This is a genomic window from Siminovitchia fortis, from assembly GCF_003605365.2.
In the GTDB taxonomy this organism is placed as follows: domain Bacteria; phylum Bacillota; class Bacilli; order Bacillales; family Bacillaceae_C; genus Siminovitchia; species Siminovitchia fortis.
Window position 1 is genome coordinate 1 of record NZ_QYTU02000044.1, and the last position, 25,080, is coordinate 25,080.

At 45.0% G+C, this 25,080-nt stretch carries 20 protein-coding genes, 1 tRNA gene and 2 pseudogenes; 18 read left to right on the forward strand and 5 right to left on the reverse strand.

Annotation, left to right across the window (positions count from 1 at the left end; translation table 11 throughout):
- The 12 genes from D4N35_RS15455 to D4N35_RS15510 all read left to right on the forward strand — a co-directional run.
- Nucleotides 1-429, forward strand: a 429-nt coding sequence (locus tag D4N35_RS15455; protein WP_164876406.1) for an amino acid ABC transporter ATP-binding protein, incomplete at its 5' end; no start/stop codon positions are given.
- Between the two features lie 24 nt (nucleotides 430-453).
- Nucleotides 454-1,647, forward strand: a complete 1,194-nt coding sequence (locus D4N35_RS15460; RefSeq protein WP_120075301.1) for a M24 family metallopeptidase — start codon at nucleotides 454-456, stop codon at nucleotides 1,645-1,647.
- A 272-nt stretch (nucleotides 1,648-1,919) separates the two neighbouring features.
- Entirely contained in the window at nucleotides 1,920-3,113 is a 1,194-nt protein-coding gene (locus D4N35_RS15465) for a M24 family metallopeptidase (protein ID WP_120075302.1), read from the forward strand.
- An 11-nt stretch (nucleotides 3,114-3,124) separates the two neighbouring features.
- Nucleotides 3,125-4,132: a cyclodeaminase gene (locus D4N35_RS15470; RefSeq protein WP_120075304.1), complete on the forward strand. Its 1,008-nt coding sequence runs from the start codon at nucleotides 3,125-3,127 to the stop codon at nucleotides 4,130-4,132.
- Between the two features lie 25 nt (nucleotides 4,133-4,157).
- Complete coding sequence (locus tag D4N35_RS15475) at nucleotides 4,158-5,366, forward strand: M20 metallopeptidase family protein (RefSeq protein WP_120075306.1); 1,209 nt, start codon at nucleotides 4,158-4,160, stop codon at nucleotides 5,364-5,366.
- A gap of 46 nt (nucleotides 5,367-5,412) precedes the next feature.
- Nucleotides 5,413-6,873 carry an aldehyde dehydrogenase family protein gene (locus D4N35_RS15480; protein ID WP_235870404.1) on the forward strand — a complete coding sequence of 487 codons (1,461 nt, stop codon included), beginning with the start codon at nucleotides 5,413-5,415 and terminating at the stop codon, nucleotides 6,871-6,873.
- Between the two features lie 287 nt (nucleotides 6,874-7,160).
- Entirely contained in the window at nucleotides 7,161-8,708 is a 1,548-nt protein-coding gene (locus tag D4N35_RS15485) for a BCCT family transporter (RefSeq protein ID WP_120075309.1), read from the forward strand.
- Between the two features lie 27 nt (nucleotides 8,709-8,735).
- Nucleotides 8,736-10,073 carry an aminotransferase family protein gene (locus tag D4N35_RS15490; protein WP_120075311.1) on the forward strand — a complete coding sequence of 446 codons (1,338 nt, stop codon included), beginning with the start codon at nucleotides 8,736-8,738 and terminating at the stop codon, nucleotides 10,071-10,073.
- A gap of 205 nt (nucleotides 10,074-10,278) precedes the next feature.
- Nucleotides 10,279-10,494 (forward strand): sulfurtransferase TusA family protein, encoded by a 216-nt coding sequence (locus D4N35_RS15495; protein ID WP_268920381.1) that lies wholly within the window; start codon nucleotides 10,279-10,281, stop codon nucleotides 10,492-10,494.
- A gap of 19 nt (nucleotides 10,495-10,513) precedes the next feature.
- A complete protein-coding gene (locus D4N35_RS15500) occupies nucleotides 10,514-10,873 on the forward strand; it encodes a DsrE family protein (RefSeq protein ID WP_120075314.1) in 360 nt (119 codons plus the stop codon).
- Nucleotides 10,874-10,884: 11 nt separating this feature from the next.
- Nucleotides 10,885-11,607 carry a sulfurtransferase TusA family protein gene (locus tag D4N35_RS15505; RefSeq protein ID WP_120075316.1) on the forward strand — a complete coding sequence of 241 codons (723 nt, stop codon included), beginning with the start codon at nucleotides 10,885-10,887 and terminating at the stop codon, nucleotides 11,605-11,607.
- A gap of 24 nt (nucleotides 11,608-11,631) precedes the next feature.
- Nucleotides 11,632-12,795 carry a cobalamin-independent methionine synthase II family protein gene (locus tag D4N35_RS15510; RefSeq protein WP_120075318.1) on the forward strand — a complete coding sequence of 388 codons (1,164 nt, stop codon included), beginning with the start codon at nucleotides 11,632-11,634 and terminating at the stop codon, nucleotides 12,793-12,795.
- Nucleotides 12,796-12,867: 72 nt separating this feature from the next.
- Here the strand turns inward: D4N35_RS15510 and selD are convergent, their stop codons facing one another.
- Complete coding sequence (selD, locus tag D4N35_RS15515) at nucleotides 12,868-13,914, reverse strand: selenide, water dikinase SelD (RefSeq protein ID WP_390615308.1); 1,047 nt, start codon at nucleotides 13,912-13,914, stop codon at nucleotides 12,868-12,870.
- Nucleotides 13,915-14,009: 95 nt separating this feature from the next.
- Here selD and selA point away from each other — a divergent pair, with 95 nt between their 5' ends.
- Nucleotides 14,010-15,419 carry an L-seryl-tRNA(Sec) selenium transferase gene (gene selA / locus D4N35_RS15520; protein WP_235870406.1) on the forward strand — a complete coding sequence of 470 codons (1,410 nt, stop codon included), beginning with the start codon at nucleotides 14,010-14,012 and terminating at the stop codon, nucleotides 15,417-15,419.
- 6 nt (nucleotides 15,420-15,425) lie between these two features.
- Here selA and D4N35_RS18215 read toward each other — a convergent pair.
- A tRNA-Sec gene (locus tag D4N35_RS18215) sits at nucleotides 15,426-15,522 on the reverse strand.
- Nucleotides 15,523-15,624: 102 nt separating this feature from the next.
- On the opposite strand from D4N35_RS18215, the gene selB reads away from it, so the two are divergent.
- The 4 genes and pseudogenes from selB (at nucleotide 15,625) to D4N35_RS15540 (ending at nucleotide 20,353) form a co-directional block, all read left to right on the forward strand.
- Entirely contained in the window at nucleotides 15,625-17,517 is a 1,893-nt protein-coding gene (selB, locus tag D4N35_RS15525) for a selenocysteine-specific translation elongation factor (protein ID WP_120075321.1), read from the forward strand.
- Between the two features lie 142 nt (nucleotides 17,518-17,659).
- The gene (gene yedE / locus D4N35_RS15530; protein ID WP_120075323.1) at nucleotides 17,660-18,901 is read left to right on the forward strand and encodes a selenium metabolism membrane protein YedE/FdhT; all 1,242 of its coding nucleotides are present in this window, start codon (nucleotides 17,660-17,662) and stop codon (nucleotides 18,899-18,901) included.
- Between the two features lie 376 nt (nucleotides 18,902-19,277).
- Nucleotides 19,278-19,448, forward strand: a pseudogene (locus tag D4N35_RS18465) (sulfurtransferase TusA family protein); the annotation flags it as partial.
- Nucleotides 19,449-19,462: 14 nt separating this feature from the next.
- The gene (locus D4N35_RS15540; protein WP_120075333.1) at nucleotides 19,463-20,353 is read left to right on the forward strand and encodes a selenium metabolism-associated LysR family transcriptional regulator; all 891 of its coding nucleotides are present in this window, start codon (nucleotides 19,463-19,465) and stop codon (nucleotides 20,351-20,353) included.
- Between the two features lie 46 nt (nucleotides 20,354-20,399).
- Here D4N35_RS15540 and gbsB read toward each other — a convergent pair whose 3' ends face one another.
- From gbsB to D4N35_RS15555, 3 genes and pseudogenes are all read right to left on the reverse strand, one after another.
- A complete protein-coding gene (gbsB, locus tag D4N35_RS15545) occupies nucleotides 20,400-21,656 on the reverse strand; it encodes a choline dehydrogenase (RefSeq protein ID WP_120075324.1) in 1,257 nt (418 codons plus the stop codon).
- Between the two features lie 26 nt (nucleotides 21,657-21,682).
- Nucleotides 21,683-23,113, reverse strand: a pseudogene (locus D4N35_RS15550) (aldehyde dehydrogenase family protein); the annotation flags it as partial.
- The gene (locus D4N35_RS15555) at nucleotides 23,098-24,297 is read right to left on the reverse strand and encodes an amidohydrolase (RefSeq protein WP_120075327.1); all 1,200 of its coding nucleotides are present in this window, start codon (nucleotides 24,295-24,297) and stop codon (nucleotides 23,098-23,100) included. The pseudogene D4N35_RS15550 and the gene D4N35_RS15555, both read right to left, overlap by 16 nt.
- 186 nt (nucleotides 24,298-24,483) lie before the next feature.
- Here D4N35_RS15555 and D4N35_RS15560 point away from each other — a divergent pair, with 186 nt between their 5' ends.
- Nucleotides 24,484-25,062 (forward strand): MerR family transcriptional regulator, encoded by a 579-nt coding sequence (locus tag D4N35_RS15560; protein WP_120075329.1) that lies wholly within the window; start codon nucleotides 24,484-24,486, stop codon nucleotides 25,060-25,062.
- The last annotated feature ends 18 nt before the right edge of the window (nucleotides 25,063-25,080 follow it).

Genomic DNA, 25,080 nt, shown 5'->3' on the forward strand with positions numbered 1-25,080 from the left:
GTCCATGTGCTGGGCATGCCGAAAAAAAAGGCGAAGGAGCGGGCGCTTGAGATGCTGGAGAAAGTAGGGCTCAAGGATCACGTGCACAAGTATCCGATCCAGCTGTCCGGCGGCCAGCAGCAGCGCGTGGCGATCGCCCGGGCGCTCGTCATGGAACCGAAAGTGATGCTGTTTGACGAGGTGACGTCAGCATTGGACCCTGAGCTCGTCGGAGAGGTGCTCGCGGTCATAAAGGACATTGCGCATACGACGAACATGACGATGATCCTCGTGACGCATGAGATGGACTTTGCCCGCGAAATCTCTGACCGGGTCGTCTTCATCGACAAGGGGAAGATCGTCGAACAGGGACCGCCGGAGCAGGTATTGGAAAATCCGAAGACCGAAAGACTGCAGACATTTTTAAAACGTTTTCGGAACGGGTATTAAATAAAATAGGTCGCGAAAGAAGGGATGGATTTGTTATCGTTTAATATTTTGGAATATAAGGAAAGGCTTGAAAAGACAAAGCAGCGCATGGTGGCGGAAGGGATAGATGTACTGCTTGTGACCGACCCGGCCAATATGAGTTATTTGACTGGATATAATGCGTGGTCCTTTTATGTTCATCAATTGGTGGTTGTGATTATTGATAAAGATCAGCCGTATTGGATCGGCCGGGGCCAGGATGCGAGCGCAGCAAAGCATACATCATGGCTTGACGATGCCCATATTATTCCTTATCAAGATGATTATGTTCAATCAACAATCAAGCATCCGATGGATTTTGTCTGCGATTTTTTAAAGGAAAAAAAGCAGGACAAACGGACAATCGGCGTAGAGATGGATGCCTATTATTTTACCGGGAGAAATTATGTTCAATTGACGGGCGGCCTTCCGGACGCAGCTTTTAAAGACGGGACGAATTTGGTAAATTGGGTTCGAATCATCAAGTCCGACCAGGAAATTGAATATATCAAGCGGGCCGCAAAAATTGCAGAAAAAGCGATGGGTGCTGCCGTTGATACGATTAATGAAGGTGTGCGCCAATGCGATGTTGTTGCAGCCATCTCCCATGCCCAGATCAGTGGTACGGAAGACTTTGGAGGAGACTATCCTTCGATTGTCCCGCTTCTTCCGACTGGAGAAAAAACATCGGCCTGCCATTTGACATGGACAGATGATGTTTTCAAAGATGGCGATCCGGTTATCATAGAATTGGCCGGCTGCTATAAGCGGTATCACTCTCCTATGGCACGGACTGTAGTGGTCGGCAAACCGACCGACCAGCTGCAATATATTGCCGCTGTTGTCATAGAGGGATTGAATGCTGCATTGGATGCGATAAAACCGGGAATGACATGTGAGGAAGTGGAACAGGTTTGGCGCAAATCCATAGAGAAAAGCGGAATTAAAAAGGAATCCCGGGTCGGATATTCCATCGGGCTCAACTATCCGCCGGATTGGGGCGAGCATACGGCGAGCCTCAGGCCGAGCGATTATACAATCTTGAAACCGAATATGACGTTTCATCTGATTCCTGGAATTTGGCTGGACCATGTCGGCATCGAAATCAGCGAATCATTCCGGGTTACGGAAAACGGATGCGAAGTGCTGGCTGATTTTCCGAGGGAACTGCTGATCCAGCCGAACATAAGGCTGGCATAGAGACGAAAGGGCGTCAAAATAAAAATGAGAAGCAAGTGTTCACATGGAAACATGGAACGCTTGTTTTTTAGTATTTGGAGGTGGGTGCAGGATTGGATAGGATGCGTGATTGGGTTCTCGCCTCAGGCAAAATCCTTTCGATGCAGCACTTTTCCTTTTCCATTTTGTATAAAAGGATCAAATTAATTTCATACAAATTTGACGATGTTTTACCAAAATTTATTTAATATAATGTATTTAGAATTGTAAGCACTTGCAAAGGAGGCTTTTATATGTTGCCATTCAGCTATGAAGAATATCAGCACAGGCTGGAACAGACGAAGAAAAAAATGTCGGAAAAAGGAATCGAGGTACTGCTCATCACGAACCCGGCGAATATGAACTATCTATCAGGATATAACGGCTGGTCGTTTTACGTTGATCAACTGCTCATAGTCATCATTGATGAGGAACAGCCGATCTGGATTGGCAGACATATGGATGCCAACGGTGCAAGGGCTACGACCTGGCTGTTTGATGAACGCATCATCCCTTATCCGGAATCCTATGTGCATTCGGATAAACATCCGATGGAATTCGTGGCAGGCATTTTACATGAAATTGGACAATCAAACCGCAGGATCGGCCTTGAAATGGAGTCTTACTATTTTTCGGCTTTAGCCTATGAAAGGCTTAAACAGAGCCTCCCAAATGCTGAGTTCAAAGATGCAAGTTTACTTGTTAACTATGTTCGGCTGATCAAGTCGGATCAGGAGATTGAATATATCAGGCGGGCTGCAAAGATTGTTGAAAGAGGCATGGATGCAGCCGTGCAAAATATAGCTTCAGGAGTCCGCGAGTGCGACGTGGTTGCGGAAATCTATAAAAATTTGGTTTCCGGAACGCCGGAGTTCGGCGGCGACTATCCGTCGATCGTCCCTATGCTTCCATCAGGAGAAAATACTTCAACCCCGCATTTGACTTGGACAGACAGGCAATACAAATACGGCGAAATGGTTATTATTGAACTGGCAGGCTGTCATCAGCGCTACCATTCTCCATTGGCACGGACGGTGTCCATCGGGCAGCCGAGTGAAGAGGCCTATAATATTTCACAGATTGTCGTTGAGGGGCTGAACACGGCACTTGAGGCGGTCAAACCGGGAGTCACTTGCGAAGAAGTGGAGATTGCCTGGGAAAACGTCATTAAAAAATACGGCATCGAAAAGGAATCCCGCTTAGGCTATTCAATGGGGTTAAACTACCCTCCGGACTGGGGCGAGCATACGGCAAGCATCAGACGCGGCGATTTGACAGTGCTGGAGCCAAACATGACTTTTCATATGATTCCTGGTCTTTGGTTTGATGATTACGGAATCGAAATCAGTGAATCGTTCCGGGTGACAGAAACAGGCTGCGAGGTATTGGCGGACTATCAAAGAGAATTGATTGTAAAGGAAGATTTGGATTTAACGATTATTAGCTAGGAGGTGGGGAAATGCATATTTTTACAGAATCAGAGATTAAGCAAATGATTGAGCTCGACAAGCAAATCATTCCTGTCATTGAGGATGCTTTTACTCAGCTGGCTATAAAGGAAGTTATCATGCCCCCGATCATGAGGGTGGATGTAAAGGAAAATAACGGGGAAGTGGATGTGAAGACAGCTTATATTCCCGGCAAAGACATGTTTGCCTTGAAAGTTTCATCCGGCTTCTTTAATAATTACAAGCTTGGCCTGCCCAGTGCAAACGGTTTGATGATGCTGATCAGTACTGTCACAGGTGAACCCAAAGCTTTGCTGTTGGATAACGGATATTTGACTGAGGTCAGGACAGCAGCGGCAGGAGCCATTGCGGCGAAGCACATGGCAAAGGAGAATGTCAAAACCGTTGGTGTCATTGGAACCGGGGCACAGGCCCGCTATCAATTGAAAGCGCTCGATTTGGCCCGTGACTTCGAAAAAGTATTGGTTTACGGGCGTTCCCTTGATAATGCCAAAAAGCTGCAGGCGGACATGGAAGACGTTTTGGATGCCGACATTCAGATTGTCGCAGATGCAGAAACGGTCGTCCGCAACAGTGACATCGTCGTGACGACAACACCTGCCGCTGAACCTCTCATTAAAGCGGATTGGCTCCATCCGGGCCTTCACATCACGGCTATGGGGTCGGATGCAGAGGAAAAGCAGGAATTGGAAGCGGATGTTTTAAAGAAAGCCGACAGATTCGTTTGTGATACGAAAACGCAATGCGCAAGGCTTGGCGAACTGCATCACGCTATAGAACAAGGTTTTATTTCAGAAGATGCACCTGTCATAGAATTGGGTGAGGTGACTTCTGGAAAAACCAAAGGAAGATTGAATGATCAGGAGATTACCGTCTGCGATTTGACGGGGACGGGTGTCCAAGACACAGCGATCGCCCTGTTGGCATTTAAGCTTTTAACAGAAAAAGAGGGAATCGGTTTACAAATAGATAACAAAAAATCTCTTCATTTTACATGAGCAGCAGCGGGATGGGGGTTAAAACATGATCACGGATAAACAGACAATCATTGAAGAAGCCCAGGCGATTGCACATCAATTAAGCGAGTGGCGCCGCCATCTTCATCAACATCCTGAATTGAGTTTCCAAGAATATGAGACTGGCAGGTTCGTAAGCAGTCGGTTAAAAGAATTTGGAAATATCGCTGTTCAGACAAACGTTGCCAAAACCGGTGTAGTCGGTACGCTTTCTTCCGGAAGCGGACCGACCATCGCCATCCGGGCCGACATGGACGCATTGCCCATTGTTGAACAGACCGGCCATGACTACCGCTCGAAAAGAGACGGAGTGATGCATGCATGCGGCCATGATGCCCATACGGCGATTTTGCTCGGCATCGCCAAAATTTTTTCCGATAGATTTAAAGAGGGAAAAATATCAGGTACAGTGAAATTTTTATTCCAGCCTGCCGAAGAAGATACGGATGATGAAGGCCTGTCGGGTGCTCCGAGGATGATCCAGGAAGGCATCTTGGATGATGTGGAGGCAGTTATCGCTCTCCATGTCTGTCCTTGGCATCCTGTCGGCGTGATTCAAGTCAATGACGGCTACAGCATGGCAAATGTAGATGTTTTTCATGCAAAAATCATCGGCTCGGGCGGACATGGCGGCTATCCGCATATGACGAAAGATCCGATTTGGATGCTTGGCTCTGTTTTACAGGCATTTTATGGATTGGTTTCAAGACGGATTTCACCGCTTGATACAGCTGCAGCAAGTATCGGGAAAATAAACACGGGGACTGCCAGCAATATCATCCCGGAGGAGGTCTCCATTACGGGTACACTCCGGACGTATTCCCCGGAAGCAAGGGAGCAGCTGATCAAGGAAGTTGAAAATGTTTTTAAAATAACCGAATCGTTCGGAGGAAGCTATGTTTTCACCGTTGAAAGAGGGGAGCCTGCATTAAAGAATGACCCGGCTGTCAATGCGTTATTGGTTGAGACGGCGAGAAATCTGTACCCGGATATACAGGTGGAAAGAGAACCTTTTGGTATGGGGGGAGAAGATTTCGGCTATATGACACAAAAAATTCCGGGAGCGATGTTTTTCCTTGGCTGCTCGCTTGAAGACGGAAAAAACAGGGATCTTCACACAAATATCTTTGATATTGATGAACGCTGCCTTGAAATGGGGGTCTTCATTTTAGCCGAAACTGCCACCCGCTTATTGGCTGGAAATAACGATATTTAAGCGTCGATATGAAACTCACGGCCATATAATCATCTGGAAAGGCGTGATGAAATTGTCTACAAAAGTAATGGGGAGAGAAATGTACCTTGCCGGAAAATGGGTGGGGAGCGACCGAACGACGGAGGTCCTCAACCCACAGGATAACACGGTGATCACTACGGTTCCTGCGGCAACAGCTGAAGATATGCTGTTTGCGATAGAAGAAGCGAAAAAAGGGGCAAAAAAAGCTGCAAACTTGCCGGTTCACCTTAGAATGACCATCATTAACAAAGCGGCGGACTACATTGAGGATAGAAGCGAAGCATATGCAGTGACCATTTCGCAAGAAGGCAGCAAGACGATAAAAGAGGCTAGAAACGAAGTGAAACGCTGTATCCAGACGTTGAGATTGAGCGCTGAAGAGGCAAGGCGGATCAATGGTGAAACGATTCCATTCGACCAATCTGAAAATGGTGAAAACCGGGTCGGCTACTTTTATCGCTTCCCAATTGGCATTATTGGCGCCATCACGCCATTCAACGATCCGTTGAATCTGGTTGCCCATAAAGTCGGCCCTGCCATTGCATCAGGAAATGCCATCATCGTCAAACCGGCGACCGTTACACCGCTGAGCGCTCTTCTGCTGGCAAAAGCATTTGATCATGCAGGGCTTCCTGAAAAAATACTATCTGTCGTAACGGGAAACGGCAGGGATGTCGGTGACGTCCTTGTAACTCATCCGGACGTCCGGATGATATCTTTTACAGGAGGGCTTGAGACGGGAGAAAGCATTGCCCGCAAAGCAGGATTGAAGAAGTTAAGCATGGAGCTTGGATCAAATTCGCCGGCCATTGTCTTAAAAGATGCCGACATTAAGCAAGCGGTTGAAGCATGCGTATCTGGAGCATATTCCGCAGCGGGGCAAAACTGTATCGGTGTCCAAAGGATTTTCATTGAAGAGGAGGCTTATGCCGATTTTAAATCTTCCTTCCTTCAAAAGACGGCCATGTACAAGGTTGGCGATAAAAGACTGGAAACGACGGACATGGGTCCGCTCATCAATGAGAAGGAAGCCATCAGAGTTGAAAAATGGGTGAACGAAGCAGTTGAAATGGGAGCGGAGCTTTTAATCGGAGGAAAGAGGGACGGAGCATTTTATTCTCCGACAGTACTGGAAAACGTACCAGAGAATTGCACCATTGCACGCGAGGAAATTTTCGGTCCTGTTGTTTTGTTATATCCTGTCTCTGATTTACAGGCAGCGATTGAAAAATCAAACGATGTCAATTTTGGACTTCACGCAGGAATATTTACGAAGGATATTGAAAAGGCATTTTCAGCCATTCATCAGTTGAATGTGGGCGGCATCATGATCAATGACAGCGGAGACTATCGGATAGACGGAATGCCGTTTGGCGGCGTCAAAGGCTCCGGGTTGGGCCGGGAAGGCGTCAAATTCGCAATCCAGGATATGACCGAGCCGAAGGTGGTCAGCTTCAAACTTCAGAACGTCGGAACCCAGCTATAAAGAAAAGCGCAAGCGTCTGTTCATCGACGTACAGACTGGAGCGATTCCAACGAGATAAAGGAAACACGGCGACGGAGGCCGCCTCAAAACGCCACGTCCTGTGGCTTCGGTGGCACTAGGACTTCCTGTCCGGCGAAGCCGATGTTGACTTATCGTAGGAGGAAGAGTGAAGTCTGCTAGTCGATAGGCGCTGGAGCTAGACATAGAACTACCCATACTCACGGAAAGATTAGTCAATTTTATACTTTCTTTAGAATAGATAAAAAACAACTGAGTGGGGGCAGCTTATGAAGAACAAAACGAACCCGAGTTTTATGAATAGCACCTTTTGGATTTCCGCCATCATCGTCTTTTTAGCCGTACTTTGGGGTGCAGTGGACCCGGCAGGGCTGTCAAATGCTGCAAATGCCGCTTATGGTTTTACCACAAACGTATTTGGATGGTTTTACTTGTTAGCCGTATTGTTTATTGTCGTATTTCTCATTGGATTGGCTATTAGTAAATACGGCAGCTTGAAGCTTGGAAAAGATGATGAAAAACCGAAGTACTCCTTCTACACATGGATCGGCATGCTGTTCAGCACCGGATTCGGTGCGGGACTTGTGTTCTGGGGAGTCGCTGAGCCGATGAGCCATTTTGTCAACAGTCCTTTGGCTTCGGAAGGAAAAACACCCGAAGCGGCAAGAGTCGCCATGCAGTATTCATTTTTTAACTGGGGTATACATCAATGGTCCGTATTTACAATTGTCGGTTTGGTGTTGGCATATTTCCAGTTCAGAAAAGGCGAAAAAGGGGAAATCAGTACGACATTGAATCCGCTGCTCGGAAAAAGCGGGAAGCGCGGTATTCGGAAGACGATCAATATACTTGCTGTCATTGCAACAGTGATGGGTGTAGCCACTTCCCTGGGTTTGGGAATCTTACAAATCAATGGAGGACTCGACTATTTGTTCTCTATCCCGCAAAATACGCCGGTTTTGCTAATTATTACGGGTATTTTGCTTGTCATGTACCTTACTTCGGCCGTTACCGGGCTGGATAGGGGAATTAAAATTTTAAGCATATTGAATTTAAGCATGGCGTTAGGATTGGTTGTCATTGTCCTGGTACTGGGACCAACCACCTTCATACTTGAGAGCTTTACAGTGGGAATCGGCGACTATATCCAGAACTTTTTCGGAATGAGCTTGTCATTATCGCCATATCAAGGAAGCACTTGGACAAAAGAATGGACGGTAGCCTACTGGGCGTGGGTCATTTCCTGGTCTCCTTTTGTAGGGGCATTCATTGCACGGATTTCAAAGGGAAGAACAATCCGTGAATTTATTTTTGGGGTTTTGATCGTTCCGCCGTTGATCGCCACGATGTGGATTGGGGTTTTTGGCGGTACGGCGCTTCATATTGATCTTTTCCAAGGAGGAAACATTGCGGATGCAGTTCAGGCAGACGTGACAAGCGCATTGTTTGCCACATTCGGAAACTTTCCGATGAGTACAGTGCTTTCCGTTATATTTATTTTGCTCATTGTCACATTTTTAGTTACGTCGGCAGACTCGGCCACCTTTATTTTAGGGATGATGACATCCAATGGTAATCCAAATCCGTCGACATTGGTGAAAGTGATCTGGGGTGTCCTCATGTCGGCAATTGTTGCCGTATTGATCATAAGCAGCGGGCTTCAGGGCCTGCAGACGGCTTCACTCGTCACGGCGCTTCCATTTACTGTTATATTGCTACTTATTACCTATTCGCTGATCAAAACAATCAAAGAGGATCACAAGCCGAAAATCACATCGGAATCAGTGCCTGACTTTTTAAAGAGAAAGGCACAGTAAATTTATTTCATACAGGAGGAATGCAACATGGCTATGCAAATGAAAAATGATGCTCAGGTAAAATTCGAGAAACTGGCTGCACTTGATAAAAAGCACTTTTTACATCCGTCAACATCCATCAAACAGCATATGGAAAACGGACCGGGATTTATTTTTACAGAAGGTGAAGGAATTTATTTAAAAGATGTCAGAGGCAGAAAGTTGATTGACAGCTTGTCTTCCCTCTGGAATGTCAACATCGGCCATGGAAGATCGGAACTGGGGCAGGCAGCAGCTGAACAAATATCAAAGCTTGCTTTCAGCTCAACGTTTGCAGGGAACAGTCATGAGCCCGTCATCGAACTGGCCAAAAAGGTTGCTGAGTGGGCCCCCGGCGATCTGAATACGACTTTCTTTACATCCGGCGGTTCAGAATCAAACGATACCGCATTTAAAACAGTCCGGCATTACTGGAAAGTGAAGGGCCAGCCGAATAAAACGAAAATCATTTCCCGCAGCCTTTCCTATCATGGAGTTGCGATGGGAGCAACAAGTGCGACAGGAATCGAACCGTTCAGGGAATTTACAACTTCATTGGCACAAGGATTCCTTTATGTTGATTCGACCATTGAATCATTAAAAGCATTGATTGAAAAAGAAGGTGCTGAAAATATCGCCGCATTCATCTCTGAGCCGATCCAGGGATCAGGGGGCGTCAATCCGCCGTCGGAGGGCTATTTCAAAGAAGTCCGTCAAATCTGTGATGAGAACGAGATTTTATTCATCGCGGACGAAGTCATTTGCGGATTTGGAAGGACAGGCGAGAAATTCGGAATGGATCTGTTTGGAGTCGTTCCGGATATCATCTGCATGGCGAAAGGGATTTCCAGCGGCTATGCGCCAATTGGGGGAATGGTCATTTCCGACAAAATCAAAAACGAATTGATGGAAAACTACGAAGGAAACTTCTGGCATGGCTACACATACAGCGGGCACCCTATGTGCTGCGCAGTTGCATTGAAAAACCTGGAAATCATCGAAAAGGAAAACATGGTTGAAAATGTCCGCAGCATGGGAGAAGAGCTGCAAAAAGGGCTCAAATACCTGGAAGAGACGCATGCATTCATGGGCAACCGCAGAGGCGTAGGCCTGCTTGGCGCCATCGAATTTTTCAAAAATGAAGAAACGAAAGAAAGATATACAGAGCCTGTTTCTGCAAAAGTGGTAGCGAAGGCGCTTGACCGCGGCCTTCTGGGCAGAAGCATCGTTTACGGAGGACAGGATACATTGGCATTCGCACCACCGTTCTGCATTACAAAAGAAGAAGTAGAAACGATGATTTCCATTATCGACGATTCCATCGTTGAAGTGAAAAAGGAGCTGTAAAAAGAAAGATAAAATCCCCGCCTTCATGGATGGGGATTTTTCCTTTGACTAGCAAAATATTATAAATGAACCTTATTTTTTTTATAAGTTTATGTTATTATGTATATATTCGAAATATTCATTAGGAGGGTTGGCAGACAAAGTTTTTGAATGATACATATGTCGAGGTGAAAAAGTGGTTCAAAATTCCTTAAAAGCAGATGTTGTGTATGATGCAGGCCCCACTGGCTGTGGAGAATTGATTATGAATCTATTTATAAAAATGAAAAAAATGGACAAGGATCAAGTGATCGAGGTCAAATCTTACGATCCGGGTGCAAGGGAAGATATCCCGGCTTGGTGCCGCCTGCAGGGTCATACGCTGTTAAAGCGCTTGGATCAGGGAAAGAACAGTGTCTATTATATTCGAAAAAATAAATAAGTTTCAGGAGGAATCGTACATGTCTAAAATTGCAGTGAGCATTACTTGTGCAAAAAATGATCCGGATAAAGCAACGGTCGGGTTTGTGGTAGCTAACGCTTCAGTGGCTTCAGGACAGGAAACGGTCGTTTTTCTAACCGTGGATGGCGTCTATCTGAGTGAAGAAGGATATGCAAATGACATTCATGAAGAAGGCTTTGCTCCGCTGAAAGAGTTAATGATCCAGTTCCTGGAAGCAGGTGGACAACTATGGGTTTGCAGCCCATGTTTTAAAAAGCGCGGGTTAGATGAAGAAAAACTTGTCAATGGAGCGAAAATTGTCGGTGGTGCAAAGCTCATTGAATTCCTTTCCCAAGGTGCTGCCTGTATCACGTATTAGGGGGAATAAGAATGAACGAAAAAAGAACGGCTGCGGCAACTTGCGATGGAGGAGACTTGGACTGTGGTTCAGGTCTTCTCCTCATTATTAAGAAACATATGGATTCGATTCAGAATGGAGAAATATTAGAGGTACGGAGCCGGGAGCGGACTGTTGCTGAAGACTTGCCGGCATGGTGCCGGATGGTAAAACATGAATTTCTGGATTCCCGAAAGAATGAGGACGATGTAAGTTATTTTATCAGAAAAGGCGGGACAGACAGCAGTCTTCAGCAAGATTTGGAAGCAGCCCGCCATTACCAATGGAATGTCCGCGTACAGGGGAAAGAAGGATTGACAGCCAATGTCTACAGTCGAAATCATACGTTTAAAGCAGGACAGCCTGCTGATTTTTCAGCAAATGTAGAGGCACCCAGTGCGATCGATTATATGTTGGCTTCCCTTGGCACTTGTCTCACTGTAGGCTACAAACAGCATGCGTCTCGCCGGAGCCTTACGATAGATGCCTTGGAATGCAGTGTAAAAGGAAAGCTCGATAATGTTCTCTATCATATGCAGCTGGAAGACGAAGGAAGCCCCAGACTTATTGAAATCAATGGCACGTTTTATGTGAGCTCACCTGAAGAAGAAGCCTTGTTGGAAGAAACGTGGGAATTGACTTTGGAACGATCTCCAATTTTTCAAACACTGTGCCAAACCATACATATTGATATTAGATTTGCAGCCGTTTTTTAAGAAAAAAGAAGGAGGGAGCATGCGATGGAGCTTCCGTTGTTTCCAACTACAGTTGTCGGAAGCTGGCCAAGATCGAACGAAGTGCTGCATGGACTTCGCGATAAAAAGGCTGGCAGAATAGATGAAAATGAATTTAATAAAATTGCCGACAAGGCGGTAATCGATTGTTTGAGGCTGCAGGAAGAAGCTGGCCTTGATATTGTATCAGACGGAGAACTGCGGCGGGATAATTTTATTTCTTTTGTTGCTGATAAATTGGAAAATGTAAAAATGCTGACGGTAGCGGAACTGCTTGATTATGTGGAAGACAAAGCGAGTTTTGAAGAAATTTTAGGTACACTGGATGTTCCCGCTTTCTCATTGTCGAACCCGGCTGCAGTAGGAAAAATTGACAGGAAAACATCGATTGCATTGGATGATTGCCGGTTTTTGCGCCGGCATACGGATCGCCCCATTAAGGCAGCCTTGCCGGGGCCATATTTGCTTACCCGGTCCATGTGGGTGGAAGGGTTATCTCAGGAGAGTTATCCGACAAAAGAGGCCCTTGCAGATGATATTGTTCGGGTCCTGCGGGAAGAGCTCATCGATTTGATTCAGGCGGGGGTCGAATTTGTACAATTTGATGAGCCGGTGCTGACAGAGCTGGTTTTTACGAATAAAAACGCAAACCGGACCTTTATGTGCGGGGCATTGACGGCGAAAGCCGACCGGGAGGAAGAACTGGAATTTGCAACGACATTGATCAACCGGGTAATGGAGGGTATGAGAGGAAAAGGAACCAGAATCGGCATACATATTTGCCGCGGGAATTGGAGTACGCAGGAGGATGTGTTATTAAGAGGGCCTTATTCTCCTTTAATGCCTTATCTTTCTCGAATGAATGCGGACCAATTTATTCTCGAATACGCTACACCTAGGGCAGGAGAGCTGAAGGATATTTCAATCCTGGACGGTAAAGAATTGGGTTTAGGTGTTGTGAATCCCCGTACGGAGGGTCTTGAGAGTATCGATTCAATCGTTGAGAGAGGAAAAGAAGCGGCGAAGCTCCTTTCACCGGAAAAGATTTTTTTGAACCCTGACTGCGGATTTGGAACTTTTGCCCAGCGGCCTATGAATACACCGGAAACAGCTGCTAATAAATTAAAGGTAATGGTTCAGGCAGCGGAAATATTAAGACAGCAGTTATAACAACACCCCCCTGGCTAAAACGCCCAGGGGGATTTGTCGTATAACTGCCATTTGTGTTACAATTCTAACATGTCAATAAACGTAAATTGCCTTTTCTTTCTTTTCGGTTACTTCTCCAATTACCGAAGCCTGAATGGAGTAGATGGATGCAAGCGCATTGATGAAGAGGTGAGCTTCTTGTTTAGGCAAGCTTATGAATAACCCGCCTGATGTAATGGCGTCGCATAAAATAAGCTGTTCTATTTCTGAAATATCTTGGCTGTAATCAACATGGTTCATCAACCATTGATGGTTTGCTTTTGAACCTCCCGGGATGATACCAACTTCAGCAAGTTCTCTCGTTCCCGGCAAAATAGGTACGTCCTTATTGTAAATATTAAAGCTGACACGGCTTCCGTCAGCCATTTCAAAGGCGTGTCCCAGCAATCCAAATCCGGTAATATCCGTCACGGCATTCGGATGAAAGCTTGATAGGCATTGTGCCGCATATTTATTCAATGCACTCATCACTTCAGTTACCCGGTTTATTTGTTCTTTCGTCAAACGGTCCCGCTTAATAGCTGTTGTTTGGATACCGACGCCAATTGGCTTTGTTAATAACAGCAAATCCCCGGGCCTGGCGCCGATATTTTGATAGATTTTATCAGGGTGAACAGTTCCGGTAACTGACAGGCCGAATTTGGGTTCGTTGTCATCTATTGAGTGTCCGCCCACAATTTGCGCCCCAGATTCCCGGACTTTATCGCTGGAACCTTGTAAAATTTTCGCTAATATTTCTGGACCCAACTTTTTAATGGGATACCCGACAATGTTCAATACTGTTTTCGGTGCCCCGCCCATTGCATATACATCACTTAGTGCATTGGCGGCTGCGATTTGGCCGAACATGTATGGATCATCTACAATAGGGGTAAAAAAGTCAACTGTTTGTACGAGTGCGATGTCATCTGTCAACTTGTACACCCCTCCATCATCGGGATGGTCCAGCCCTACCAGCAGGTTAGGATCATTTTCTTGTGGTGGTAAATAACGCAAAACTTGCGCCAGGTCCTGTGGACCGATTTTGCACCCTCAGCCTGCTTTAGTGGACAATGAAGTTAATTTCAGCTGATCTGTCACTTTGATACCCCCTTTTTTTAAATAATAAAAAAATATGGTTCATCATAAAGTATAAATTGTTTTATTAAAAAAAGCGAACAAAGGATTTTCTGCGGATGGTGAATGTTATGGATAATCTTAGGTACTTGCCGGCAGTACATCAATTAAAGAAGGACAAGTGTTTTTCTCAAATCTTAAATGATGTTTCAGTTTCAGAAGAAGTACTGACAGAATGGATAAGCGAGCAGGTAGACATTGTCAGAAATAAGATGATCAAAAATGAGTTACATATGGAAGATGTAAACCGGGAAAAGTTAATGGAATATATATTTCAATTGCTTGAAGCGAAGGTAGATTCATTTAGTGAAAATCAATTGCGGCAAGTAGTAAATGCAACGGGCGTGGTGCTTCACACAAATCTTGGAAGAGCCCGCTTAAGCAGACAGGCGATTGATCAAATTGCCGAAACAGCCTCTTCTTATTCAACGGTCGAGTACAATTTGAATACCGGCGAACGGGGGTCCAGGCATGATATTGTCGAGGACTATATTAAACAGCTGACAGGGGCGGAGGCCGCTGTCGTAGTGAATAACAATGCAGCAGCCGTTTTTTTGGTGTTAAAAGCCATTGCTTCCGGGAAAGAAGTCATCGTTTCCAGGGGAGAACTTGTCGAAATCGGCGGCTCTTTTCGAATATCTGAAATTATGGAAGAAAGCCAGGCGGTTTTAATCGATGTGGGAACGACAAATAAAACCCGTATTCGCGACTACGAAAGGGCGATCAATGAAAATACGGGATTATTGTTGAAAGTTCATAAGAGCAACTTTAAGATTCTCGGTTTTACCGAAGAAGTTGATACGGATGAATTGGCAGAAGTGTCAAGGAAGCACAACATCCCTATTTATGAAGATCTCGGCAGTGGGACGCTATTTAACTTTCAAAGGCATCAAATTGGATCTGAGCCGACTGTCCAAGAAAAGATCAAAACGGGGATTGATATCATCTCTTTTAGCGGAGATAAATTACTTGGGGGGCCGCAGGCGGGAATCATTGCAGGGAAAAAACCCTACATCGAAAAAATTAAAAAACACCAGCTTGCCCGTGTACTTCGGGTCGATAAATTCACCTTGGCCGGGTTGGAGGGAACATTAAAATCTTATATAAGAAATCAGGAACAGCAGGAAATCCCTACGATCCGTGATATTTTGGAATCAAGCGAAACGATATTGGAAAAGGCAAATCATTTTATGAAGGAATTAAAATCAAAAGAGGCAAAATTCAATTGCCATATAGAGCCGGACAAATCCAAAGTTGGCGGAGGAACCATGCCGGAAGTGGGATTGGATACATATGTTGTGAATGTTAAACATGAAAGGTATTCCAGTCATGACATTGCTGTTAAACTGAGAAACAATAAAATTCCTATTATTGTAAGGGCAAAAAATGAAGCGGTCGTTCTTGATTTCAGAACAGTGACTTGGGAAGAGTTGGAGATGGTTGTCGAGGCGTTCTTGCATATTCAATAGAGTTTTTGGCGGGATCGTGTGGGAATCGAACCCACCGGAGACGTCACGCGCCTCCCAAATGGTTTTGAAGACCAAGGAGAACACCAGTACCTCATCCGACCCCAAAAACTTTGACAAACTATGTTGATTATTTAGACATATCTTATTATATATTTCTTCTACCTTACTAAGCAAGTAAAACATACATATACTGTAGGTGAGCGACATGAATCGGTTTTTTACGATAGGAATGGCGGGCCATATCGATCATGGGAAAACAACATTGACGAAAGCGTTGACGGGGGTAAATACGGACCGCCTGAAAGAGGAGAAGGAAAGAAACATATCAATAGAATTAGGTTTCGCCCCGTTGATTAATGAAGACCAATTACAGGTTTCCATTGTCGATGTCCCCGGCCATGAAAGATTTATCCGGCAAATGATTGCTGGTGTAGCCGGCATTGATATGGTGATTTTAGTGATTGCGGCCGATGAAGGGATTATGCCCCAAACGCAAGAACACCTCGATATTTTATCGCTTCTTGGTATTCATAATGGGCTGGCAGTCATAACGAAAATCGATCAAACGGATGAGGAATTGCTCGAAATCGTTATCGAGGATGTAAAAGAAACGCTCGAAAAGACATTTTTAAACAATGCCCCGATATTTTTAGTTGACAGTCTGTCCCAAAAAGGGATACCCGAGTTGAAAGTCGCTATCAGAGACAAAGTAATGCAGATTGAGAAAAGAGAGAACAAGGCGCCATTCCGGCTGCCGATTGATCAGGTGTTTACGCTTAAGGGGCAGGGGACGGTCGTTCGCGGAACCATTTACGACGGAGAGGTCAGGCAGGGGGAACGTTTAATGCTGCTCCCTGTCAATAAAGAAGTCCGGGTCAGGCAAATACAGGTCCATCGTAAACAGGCGGAAATAGCCGTTGCCGGCCAGCGCACAGCCATAAATCTTGGGGGGATTTCATACGACAGTGTTTCCAGGGGGGATGTTCTGGCAGCGGATGGGTTTTATTCGGTCTCCGATCGAATTGACGTTGTGTTTTATCCGTTAAAAGACATGAATTCCAGAATCAAGCAGCGCCAGCCGGTAAAGCTTTATGTCGGTACGTCAGAAGTGATGGGAAAAATTATTTTTTTCGATCGGAATGAAGTGAATAATACAGAAGATGGGGAAATCCTTTGTCAAGTTCAATTAAATGAAAAAGTCGTGGTGACGAGAGGCGACCGTTTTATCCTAAGAAATCCATCGCCGGTGGAAACGATTGGCGGTGGATGGATCATCGAGCCCAACGGTAGAAAATACCGATTTGGAAAGAAAACGATCGATCAATTAATGATGAAGAAGGAAGGAACGGCTCTTGACCGGATCCGATCGTTAATGGAAGAGAAGCATGTGTTAACTTATGACGAGCTGTTAAAAGGAGCCTCCGTTACAGAAAAAGAGCTGGATGAAGCGGAAAAAGTTTTGCTTAAAATGGAAGGGGGGCTTTTTTCTCTCCATTCCATATTTGAGCGGGTTAAAAACAAAGTGACTGATTTGATAGAGTCATTTCATAAACGTTATCCGATGCGGGTTGGAATGGATAAGGCGGAGATCATTTCAGAAATGAAAAAACATTTTCCGGCACCGCTTTTAGAATTTGCCGTTAAAACATTATTGGAAGAAAAAGTGATTAAAATTGAAAATCAATACGTTTCATTAACAGATGCGGCTCCAACTTTACCCGTGAAATGGAAAACGAAGTTGGAAGCCGTTGAAAAAGAATTGAACGATCAGGGGATCGAGGTTGAAAAATTTAATACGGTACTAAAGAAATATGAAATCCCGCCTGATCTTCAAAAAGAGTTTTATCACTATTTAATTCATACGAAAAGGGCGCATATTTTGGATGATGACATGCTTATAGCAAAGGAAGCTGTTGAACAAGCGCGTTTACAATTAGAAGCAGATACTCATTTAGAAGAGTTTACACTGCAAATGGCAAGGGAAAGCTTGCCTGTATCACGAAAATATTTAGTCCCGCTGCTCGAATTATTTGACCGATTAGGGTACACAAAAAGGATGGATAATACCCGAAAGTGGGTTCAAAAAAATTCAGGTTGAGGGGGTCTATCCCTAAAAAAACGCGGTAAATACTTACTGCGTTTTTTTATTGAACAACTTTTCAGAAACATTTGACTAGTAAATATTAAGGTGATAAGATTATCTTATACATAATATAACGTTTTTGAATGGGGTGTTTGGGATGCGTCAACTGTTCCACAAGGTCTTTAATGAGAACTGGAATCCTTATGCAGCGGTAGGGATGGCCGGATTATTAAGTGCCCTATATTTTGGAATTACAGGTACGGTATGGGCTGTAACGGGGGAGTTTACAAGGCTTGGGGGCCATCTGCTTAAGTCCGTAAATGTCGATATTTCCAGTTGGGCATATTTTGATCTTGTCGGAATGAAAGGGACCCCGCTGGAACGGACAGATGGATGGATTGTTATTGGAATGCTGATCGGCGCATTAATGACTACACTTTTAGGGAATAAATTTAAAATTCGTGTACCACAACAAAAGCGCCGGCTGATACAGGGGTTTATCGGGGGAGCCATTGCAGGGTTTGGTGCAAGGCTTGCGCTCGGTTGTAATTTGGCTGCTTTTTTCACGGGTGTTCCCCAATTTTCTTTTCATTCATGGATTTTCATGATTGCAACAGGTATTGGAACCTATATTGGCGTAAAAATTATCAGAACAAGATGGTGGCGCGGGAAACCTAATCTAAAAGCATTTAAAAGTGCAAAACAAATTGAGGGGAAACAGGCCAATCATTTTGTACAGCGATACATAGGAGTTTTTGTCTTTTTATGTTTTAGCGTGATCGTTCTTTATTATTTTATTAACGGAAAGACAATGTTGGCGATTGCAGCCCTTTTTGGCGCCGGATTTGGTATTCTTATTGAAAGGGCCCAAATCTGCTTTACATCTGCTTTTCGTGACTTATGGATCAGCGGACGTGCCGTAATGACAAAGGCTCTTGCGATTGGTATGATCATAAGTGTAGTCATTACTTATTTTTATATTCAAACAGGAGCAACAGCAGTGGTTAAGGTGGCCGGCCCAGGCACGCTGGTTGGAGGGCTTTTGTTTGGCATTGGCATTGTTATGGCCGGCGGATGTGAAACCGGATGGATGTACCGGGCAATGGAAGGACAAGTCCACTTTTGGTCGGTAGGGGCCGGTTCAATTGCAGGCGCTACTTTCCTGGCATTTGCATGGGATCACCTTGGTGTGTACAGTCTTCTTGTTGAAGGCTGGAAACCTATTAATTTAATGGAAGTGTTTGATCCGAAACTAGCCCTGTTCTTCACGCTATTACTTCTCTTTGCATGGTACTTATTTTCGGCTTGGTGGGAGAAACACTATCGATTTGGAAAAGGGCTTGACCTGAACAGGAAAGAAGGCCATTATTCTGTTCAGCCTTCAGCCGCAAAGAAATAAAGGCGCGAGTTCAAAAAGTCGCCAAATTAGAAGGTCGACTAAGAGCGCCACATCCTGTGGCACCGTCGACACTAGCACGTCCTGTGCGTCGCAAGAAGGTCGAGGCGGCGAAGTTAGGAGCAGCGGAATGTATGCTTTTAAATACATGAGCAGCGCAGAAACGAGCCAACGAAGAGATTCGCCGCTTATCATTTGGTGATTTTTTGAACATCCTCTAAAGGCAGGTGAGCATAATGGAAGATATCATCATAGATTATGTCTTGGATATCCGCGGGGAGNTTTTTTGAACATCCTCTAAAGGCAGGTGAGCATAATGGAAGATATCATCATAGATTATGTCTTGGATATCCGCGGGGAGCCTTGACCATACCCTGTTACCTATGCGCTGGAAGCGCTGGATAATATGAAAAAAGGCGAGGTATTGCAAGTGATTGCCGATTGTCCGCAATCTTTTCAAACCGTTCCGGAGGAAATTACAAAGCATGGCTATACGCTGTTGGGCAAAGAGAAGCAGAACCAAGATTTATATTTTACAATAAAAGTGTAACCGGGGTGATGGCGGTGAACATCAATCATATGAGAGCGTTCGTAACAGTTGTTGAACTGGGAAGCTTCAATGAGGCGGCAAAGCGTCTGGCCGTTTCCCAACCCGCAATCACCCAGCGGATTCAGTCATTGGATGAACATTTTAAGACAAAATTGCTGCAAAGAGATGCCGGCGGTGTGCATCTTACTTCCCAAGGGCAGATTGTCTATGATCAGTTCCTTTCGATTTTAAAAAAATGGGACAATCTTGAGAGCCAATTATTAGGCGGCAATCTTACGGGTAAACTGACTGTAGGGGCCAGCACGATCCCATCCGAATACTTTTTGCCTAAATATATTAAAAGTTTCATGGATATATATAAGGAAGTTGAAATACATATCCGGATTGCCGGTTCGAAAGAAGTCTTTCACTGGCTGCTTAATGGAGCTGTGGATTTGATCGTGACAGGCAAGCCCGAAGATCACCCGCGGCTTATATCAAAGCCGATTTTGGAAGAAGAACTGAAAATAGTCGTTCCTATCAATGATGACCGATTTCCCGAAACAGTAAAGCTTGCGGACTTGACGGAATGTGATTGGGTTATTCGGGAATCAAATTCGGGGACAAGACTTGCCTGGGAGCAAGAACTGAAAAAAAACGGAGTTGATCCAAAGTCATTAAAAATTGCAGGTCATATGGGCAGTACGGAAGCCATTATAGCCTCCGTTGAAGCAGGAATCGGCATTTCCGTCATTTCGTCCCTGGCGGCAGAACAGGCAGCACGATATGGAAGGGTGAAAGTGCTGGAAATAGATGATTTTATCGTCAGGCGCAATTTTTATATTTCCACTTTAAAAGATTACGAAAGCAATCCGCTCGCAGCAAAGTTTATTTCTTATCTCACACATGAAATGGTTCATCAGTAAAAAAACAAGCCCCATTCAAGCTGCAAAGGGGCTTGTTTTGCTTTCGTTATGAATATACTTCGGCCTTTTCAGGCGCAGCTTGCTGCTTACCCGTATAGACTGTACTTGGAACAAGATTAAAGCAGCGCTTGTAAAGCCATTTATAGGATTCCAAATTCAAATCGCGCGGATTGCCGACAGTTTGCGGGTCATTTAAGGCCTCTTGAGCCAATCGATCAAGCATATTTGGGGAAACTCCCTGCTCTTCAAGGGACGGTATATCCAAATCATCGACAAGCTCGTAGACCCAGCGGACTGCCGCTTTAGCCGCTTCTTCCGTGGATAAACCATGAGTATTGATACCGAGTGCCTTTGCGATTCTTGCGAATTTTTCGGGATTTCCTTTCCAGTTATACTCCATCACAGGTCCCATCATGGCTGCAACGCATTGCCCATGGGCAACAGGAATGATTCCTCCAAGGGTCTGACTCATGGCATGAGCGGCTCCGGCTGACTCACTTCCGTAAGACAGACCGGCCAGCATAGCAGCCTGTGCCATTCCGTACCTTGCCTCCAGATCAGTCCCATCCGAATATGCCCGTCTAATATATTTTGCAACGTATTCCATTGCCAATAAAGCGACAGCATCTGTTATCGGCTGTGCGTACTTCATTGTGTAACACTCGATTGCATGGGCCAGGGCATCAACGCCTGTCATGGCTGTTACATGAGGCGGCATCGATAGATGCAATTCGGGGTCAATAATTGTCAGATGCGCAGCGATGAGCGGACCGCCCGTGTTAAATTTAAACTGTCTTTCTTCATCAGTAATGACAGCCCATTGGGTTACTTCCGAACCGGTCCCTGCCGTTGTCGGAATGGTGACGAGCGGCGGGATTCTTTTTTCAAGCGGTTTTTTTCCTTCGGCAGCTTCATAGTCCAAAACGGACCCATCGTGTACTGCTTCCACACCGATTGCTTTGGCTGTATCCATTGAGCTCCCTCCGCCAACCGCAACCAGCCCATCGCAGTTTTCCTCTTTATAAATCTTTGAGCCTTCATTTACAAGCCTGACGGGCGGATTTGGTTCTACTTTATTGAATAATACAACGCCTATTCCTGACTCTTCCAATGAGGAGATAATGGGTGCTGCCACTCCGGCTTTATAAATCCCCGGGTCGGTAACGAGCAATATTTTGGAAACTCCGAGATTTTTTATTTCATCCCCTATATTTTTAATGGCCCCTATCCCGTGCTTTATAACGGTGGGTGTCTCAAAAGTATGATATTTATACATTTGCTCTACTTTCATTTGTAAACTCATTTTTATTTCCTCCTGTCAATTTTTTATCAGGCTTGGGTATTCGAACTTACATTCAGCTCTTTTACTTTGAACCAATTTTGCGGTTCTGGTTTTGTATTTTGGTAAATATGCTTGATTTCCGTATATTCCTCCAATCCAATGTGGGCTAATTCCCTTCCAATTCCGGATTGTTTATACCCGCCCCAAGGAGCTTGAGGGAAATAAGGGTGAAAGTCATTGATCCAAACAGTTCCCATACGCAATTGCTGCACTACTCGTTCCGCACGGTTCATGTCACGCGTCCAAACGGCTCCAGCCAATCCGTAAACGCTGTCATTTGCGAGTTCGATGGCTTCTTCCTCTGTATTAAAGGCCTCAATTGTCAAAATCGGGCCGAAAGATTCTTCTTGGACAATCTTCATTTTTCTGTGACAATCGGTAAAAATGGTCGGTTCCATGAAAAATCCTTTTTGCAATTCTGGTGCAGCCGGCCTTTTTCCGCCTGTTGCGAGCGTTGCCCCTTCATCGATTCCTGTCTTAATATAAGCTTCCAAGGTTTTTAGGTGCTCTTCTGATATGACAGGTCCCATTTCAGTGTCCTCATCAAAGCCGCTGCCCATTTTGATTTGTTTCGTCCGGTCTATGACAGCTTCGACAAAGCGGTCATGGATGTCTTTTTGGACGAGAAGGCGTGCCCCTGCCGAGCACACTTGTCCGGCGTGAAAAAATACGGCATTCAATGCATAATCGACTGCTGTATCGAAATCTGCATCGTTAAATACAATATTCGGGTTTTTTCCGCCGAGCTCCATGGAAATTTTTTTGAAGTTATTGGAAGCTGCTTTCATGATTTCTCTTCCGGCATCACCGCCCCCTGTAAAAGAAATTAAATCGACAAGATCACTTTCTGCGAGTTCAGCCCCCACACTTGAACCCGGGCCAAGCACAAGATTGATCACTCCTTTTGGAAAGCCGACCTCCTCGAAAATTTCACATATTTTTATCGAAGAGAGGGGAGTAATTTCAGCCGGTTTTAAAATAACTGTATTTCCGGCAGCCAAAGCGGGAGCGAGTTTCCAGGAAGCTTGAAGCAGCGGGTAGTTCCAAGGGGCAATTAACCCGCATACTCCTACAGGCTCACGGACGGCCCTGCTGACAGAATTTGGGTTTGGAGATTCAATCATCATGCCGCCATCTTTGTCTGCAAGACCGGCATAATATTGAAAGACCCCGGCGATTCCATCCATGTCCGCAAGACTTTCTGTAACAGTTTTCCCGGTATTGAGGGACTCCAATTCGGCAAGCTCCTGTCTGCATTCTTTAATCTTTTGGGCAGTCCCGTACAACAGGTCTCCTCTTTCGGATGCACTAAAATGCTGCCAATGTCCGTGATCAAACGCATTTCGGGCTGCAAGTATCGCTTTTTTTGCATCTTCTCTATCACCTCTTGCAACTTCTGCAATCACTTCCTGGTTATATTAGGGACCGCCACCACGTTCAGTTTTTTCATTCGGCCAATGTCCTCCGGATTGACTAATTGCAGATGGGTAATCGCATGCCGGGAATCGAATGGTTCGTCCTGTTCCTCCGCATATTCAAGGCCGTCCAAGGCAATTCTTGTGGATGCATCTCCGATGGAATGGATATGGATCGTAAATCTTTCTTTGTGCAGCCTCGCCGCTGTTTCTTTATAGCTTTCCGGATCCCATACGAGCTCACCGTGTGAATCGATATGTTCATAGGGTTCTTCGAGATAGGCGGTTGCCCCTTCGACGACGCCGTCTATAAAAAATTTCGCCGAATTCGTCTGGAAATACGTTCCTTGACTATGTTTCTCTCTTTCAGCTGCCAGTTCTTCCACTTGATCGATCCCTTTTTCCGGATCGACAAATAAAGAGTTTCTAAATCGGATTGTCAATTTTCCTTCCTTTTCCAACTCGCTGTATGCGTCAAGGGCATTTCCGTTTCTCATGAACGGCTCATGAACGGAAGTGATTCCGCAGGCAGCAGCCATTTTTTGATAGGCTAAAATTCCTTCCTTATATTGTTCAACTGTATATTCGGGAATGTGATTCGTGACGAGATTCATTGCACTTTCACGCAGTGTTCCTGACGCCTCTCCCGTTGCGGGATCCCGCTCGATCACTCCGCCTTTGGGATTTTCGGTTTCATTCGTAATCCCTGCGAGTTCCAGTGCTTTGGAATTGACCCAGAGCGAATGGTGATCCTCTGAATAAAGGCAAACAGGAACATGCGGGGCAATTTCATCAAGGATTTCTTTTCTCGGTCCGATCCCTGTTCCGATCGCGTTTCCCCAGCCTACTCCAATAATGACTTCGGCATCGGGTTTATCGTCCAGAAATTTTTTTACAGCGTCAGCCGCTTCCTGCTGGCTTTCGCAGTCATTCAAATCGACAGTGAAAAGCGCTTCAGCTCCCCCCATGCTCACATGGGCATGGCTGTCGAAAAATCCGGGCAGAACCATCTTTCCTTCAAGGTCAATGACCTTTGTCTGCTCGCCTTCATAAGCTTTTGCCTCTTCGTTCGCACCCACAAACAATATGTCGCCGCCGGCAACTGCAACAGCTTTACACCAGCTTTTGTTTTGGTCGACGGTATAAACTTTTCCATTATATAAAATCAAATCTGCATAAACGGCCATGATAATCTCCTCCAGTTTGCCGATAATATAAAACGCTTACAAAAATCTTAGTAACATAATTCTAATTCATAGGGTTTACACTGCGTCAATCACTCCTTTCGCCATCTTTTAAATAAAACATTGAGCCAACCCCATGTTTATTGTATAAATAGATTACCGGCATAGAGGAAAAGAGAGGTTTTCACAATGAAGATTGGTGAATTCGCTAAAAGCTTTCATGTAACGACCGATACGGTTCGTCATTATATAGAAATGGGACTGTTAATCCCGACGAAAGAAGGGTCCCATTATTTTTTTGATGCTGCCTGCATGGATGATATGGAATGGATCGTCAAATTAAAACAGCTCCAATTTACTTTGCAGGAAATTCATAAAGTCATATCTTTAAAGCGTGTGACCCATTTCGTTGATATCGAAGAAATTGATTATTATTTGAAAGTTTTGATAGAAAAGAAGCAGGAACTTCTCAGGGAAAAGAAAAAAATAAACCGGTCCCTTCGGCTGCTGGATGAGAAAATCGAATCCGTTCACCAAACGAACGTCACAACGGCGGAAACCGGCGTGCCATTGTTATTTTTATCGATGTTTTACTGTCCGTATTGCCGGGAGGCTCTGCACGTGACAGATGCTTTTATCAAAGAGCAGTATGTACTAAAAGGTTCTTTCCGCTGCTCCTGCGGATATGAAGCGGTCATAAAAGATGGTATCGTTGTCACACCAAACCTGAGCGCTTCTCCACAGAACGAACATTATATATATCCTTAATCCGTGACTAAATTTATC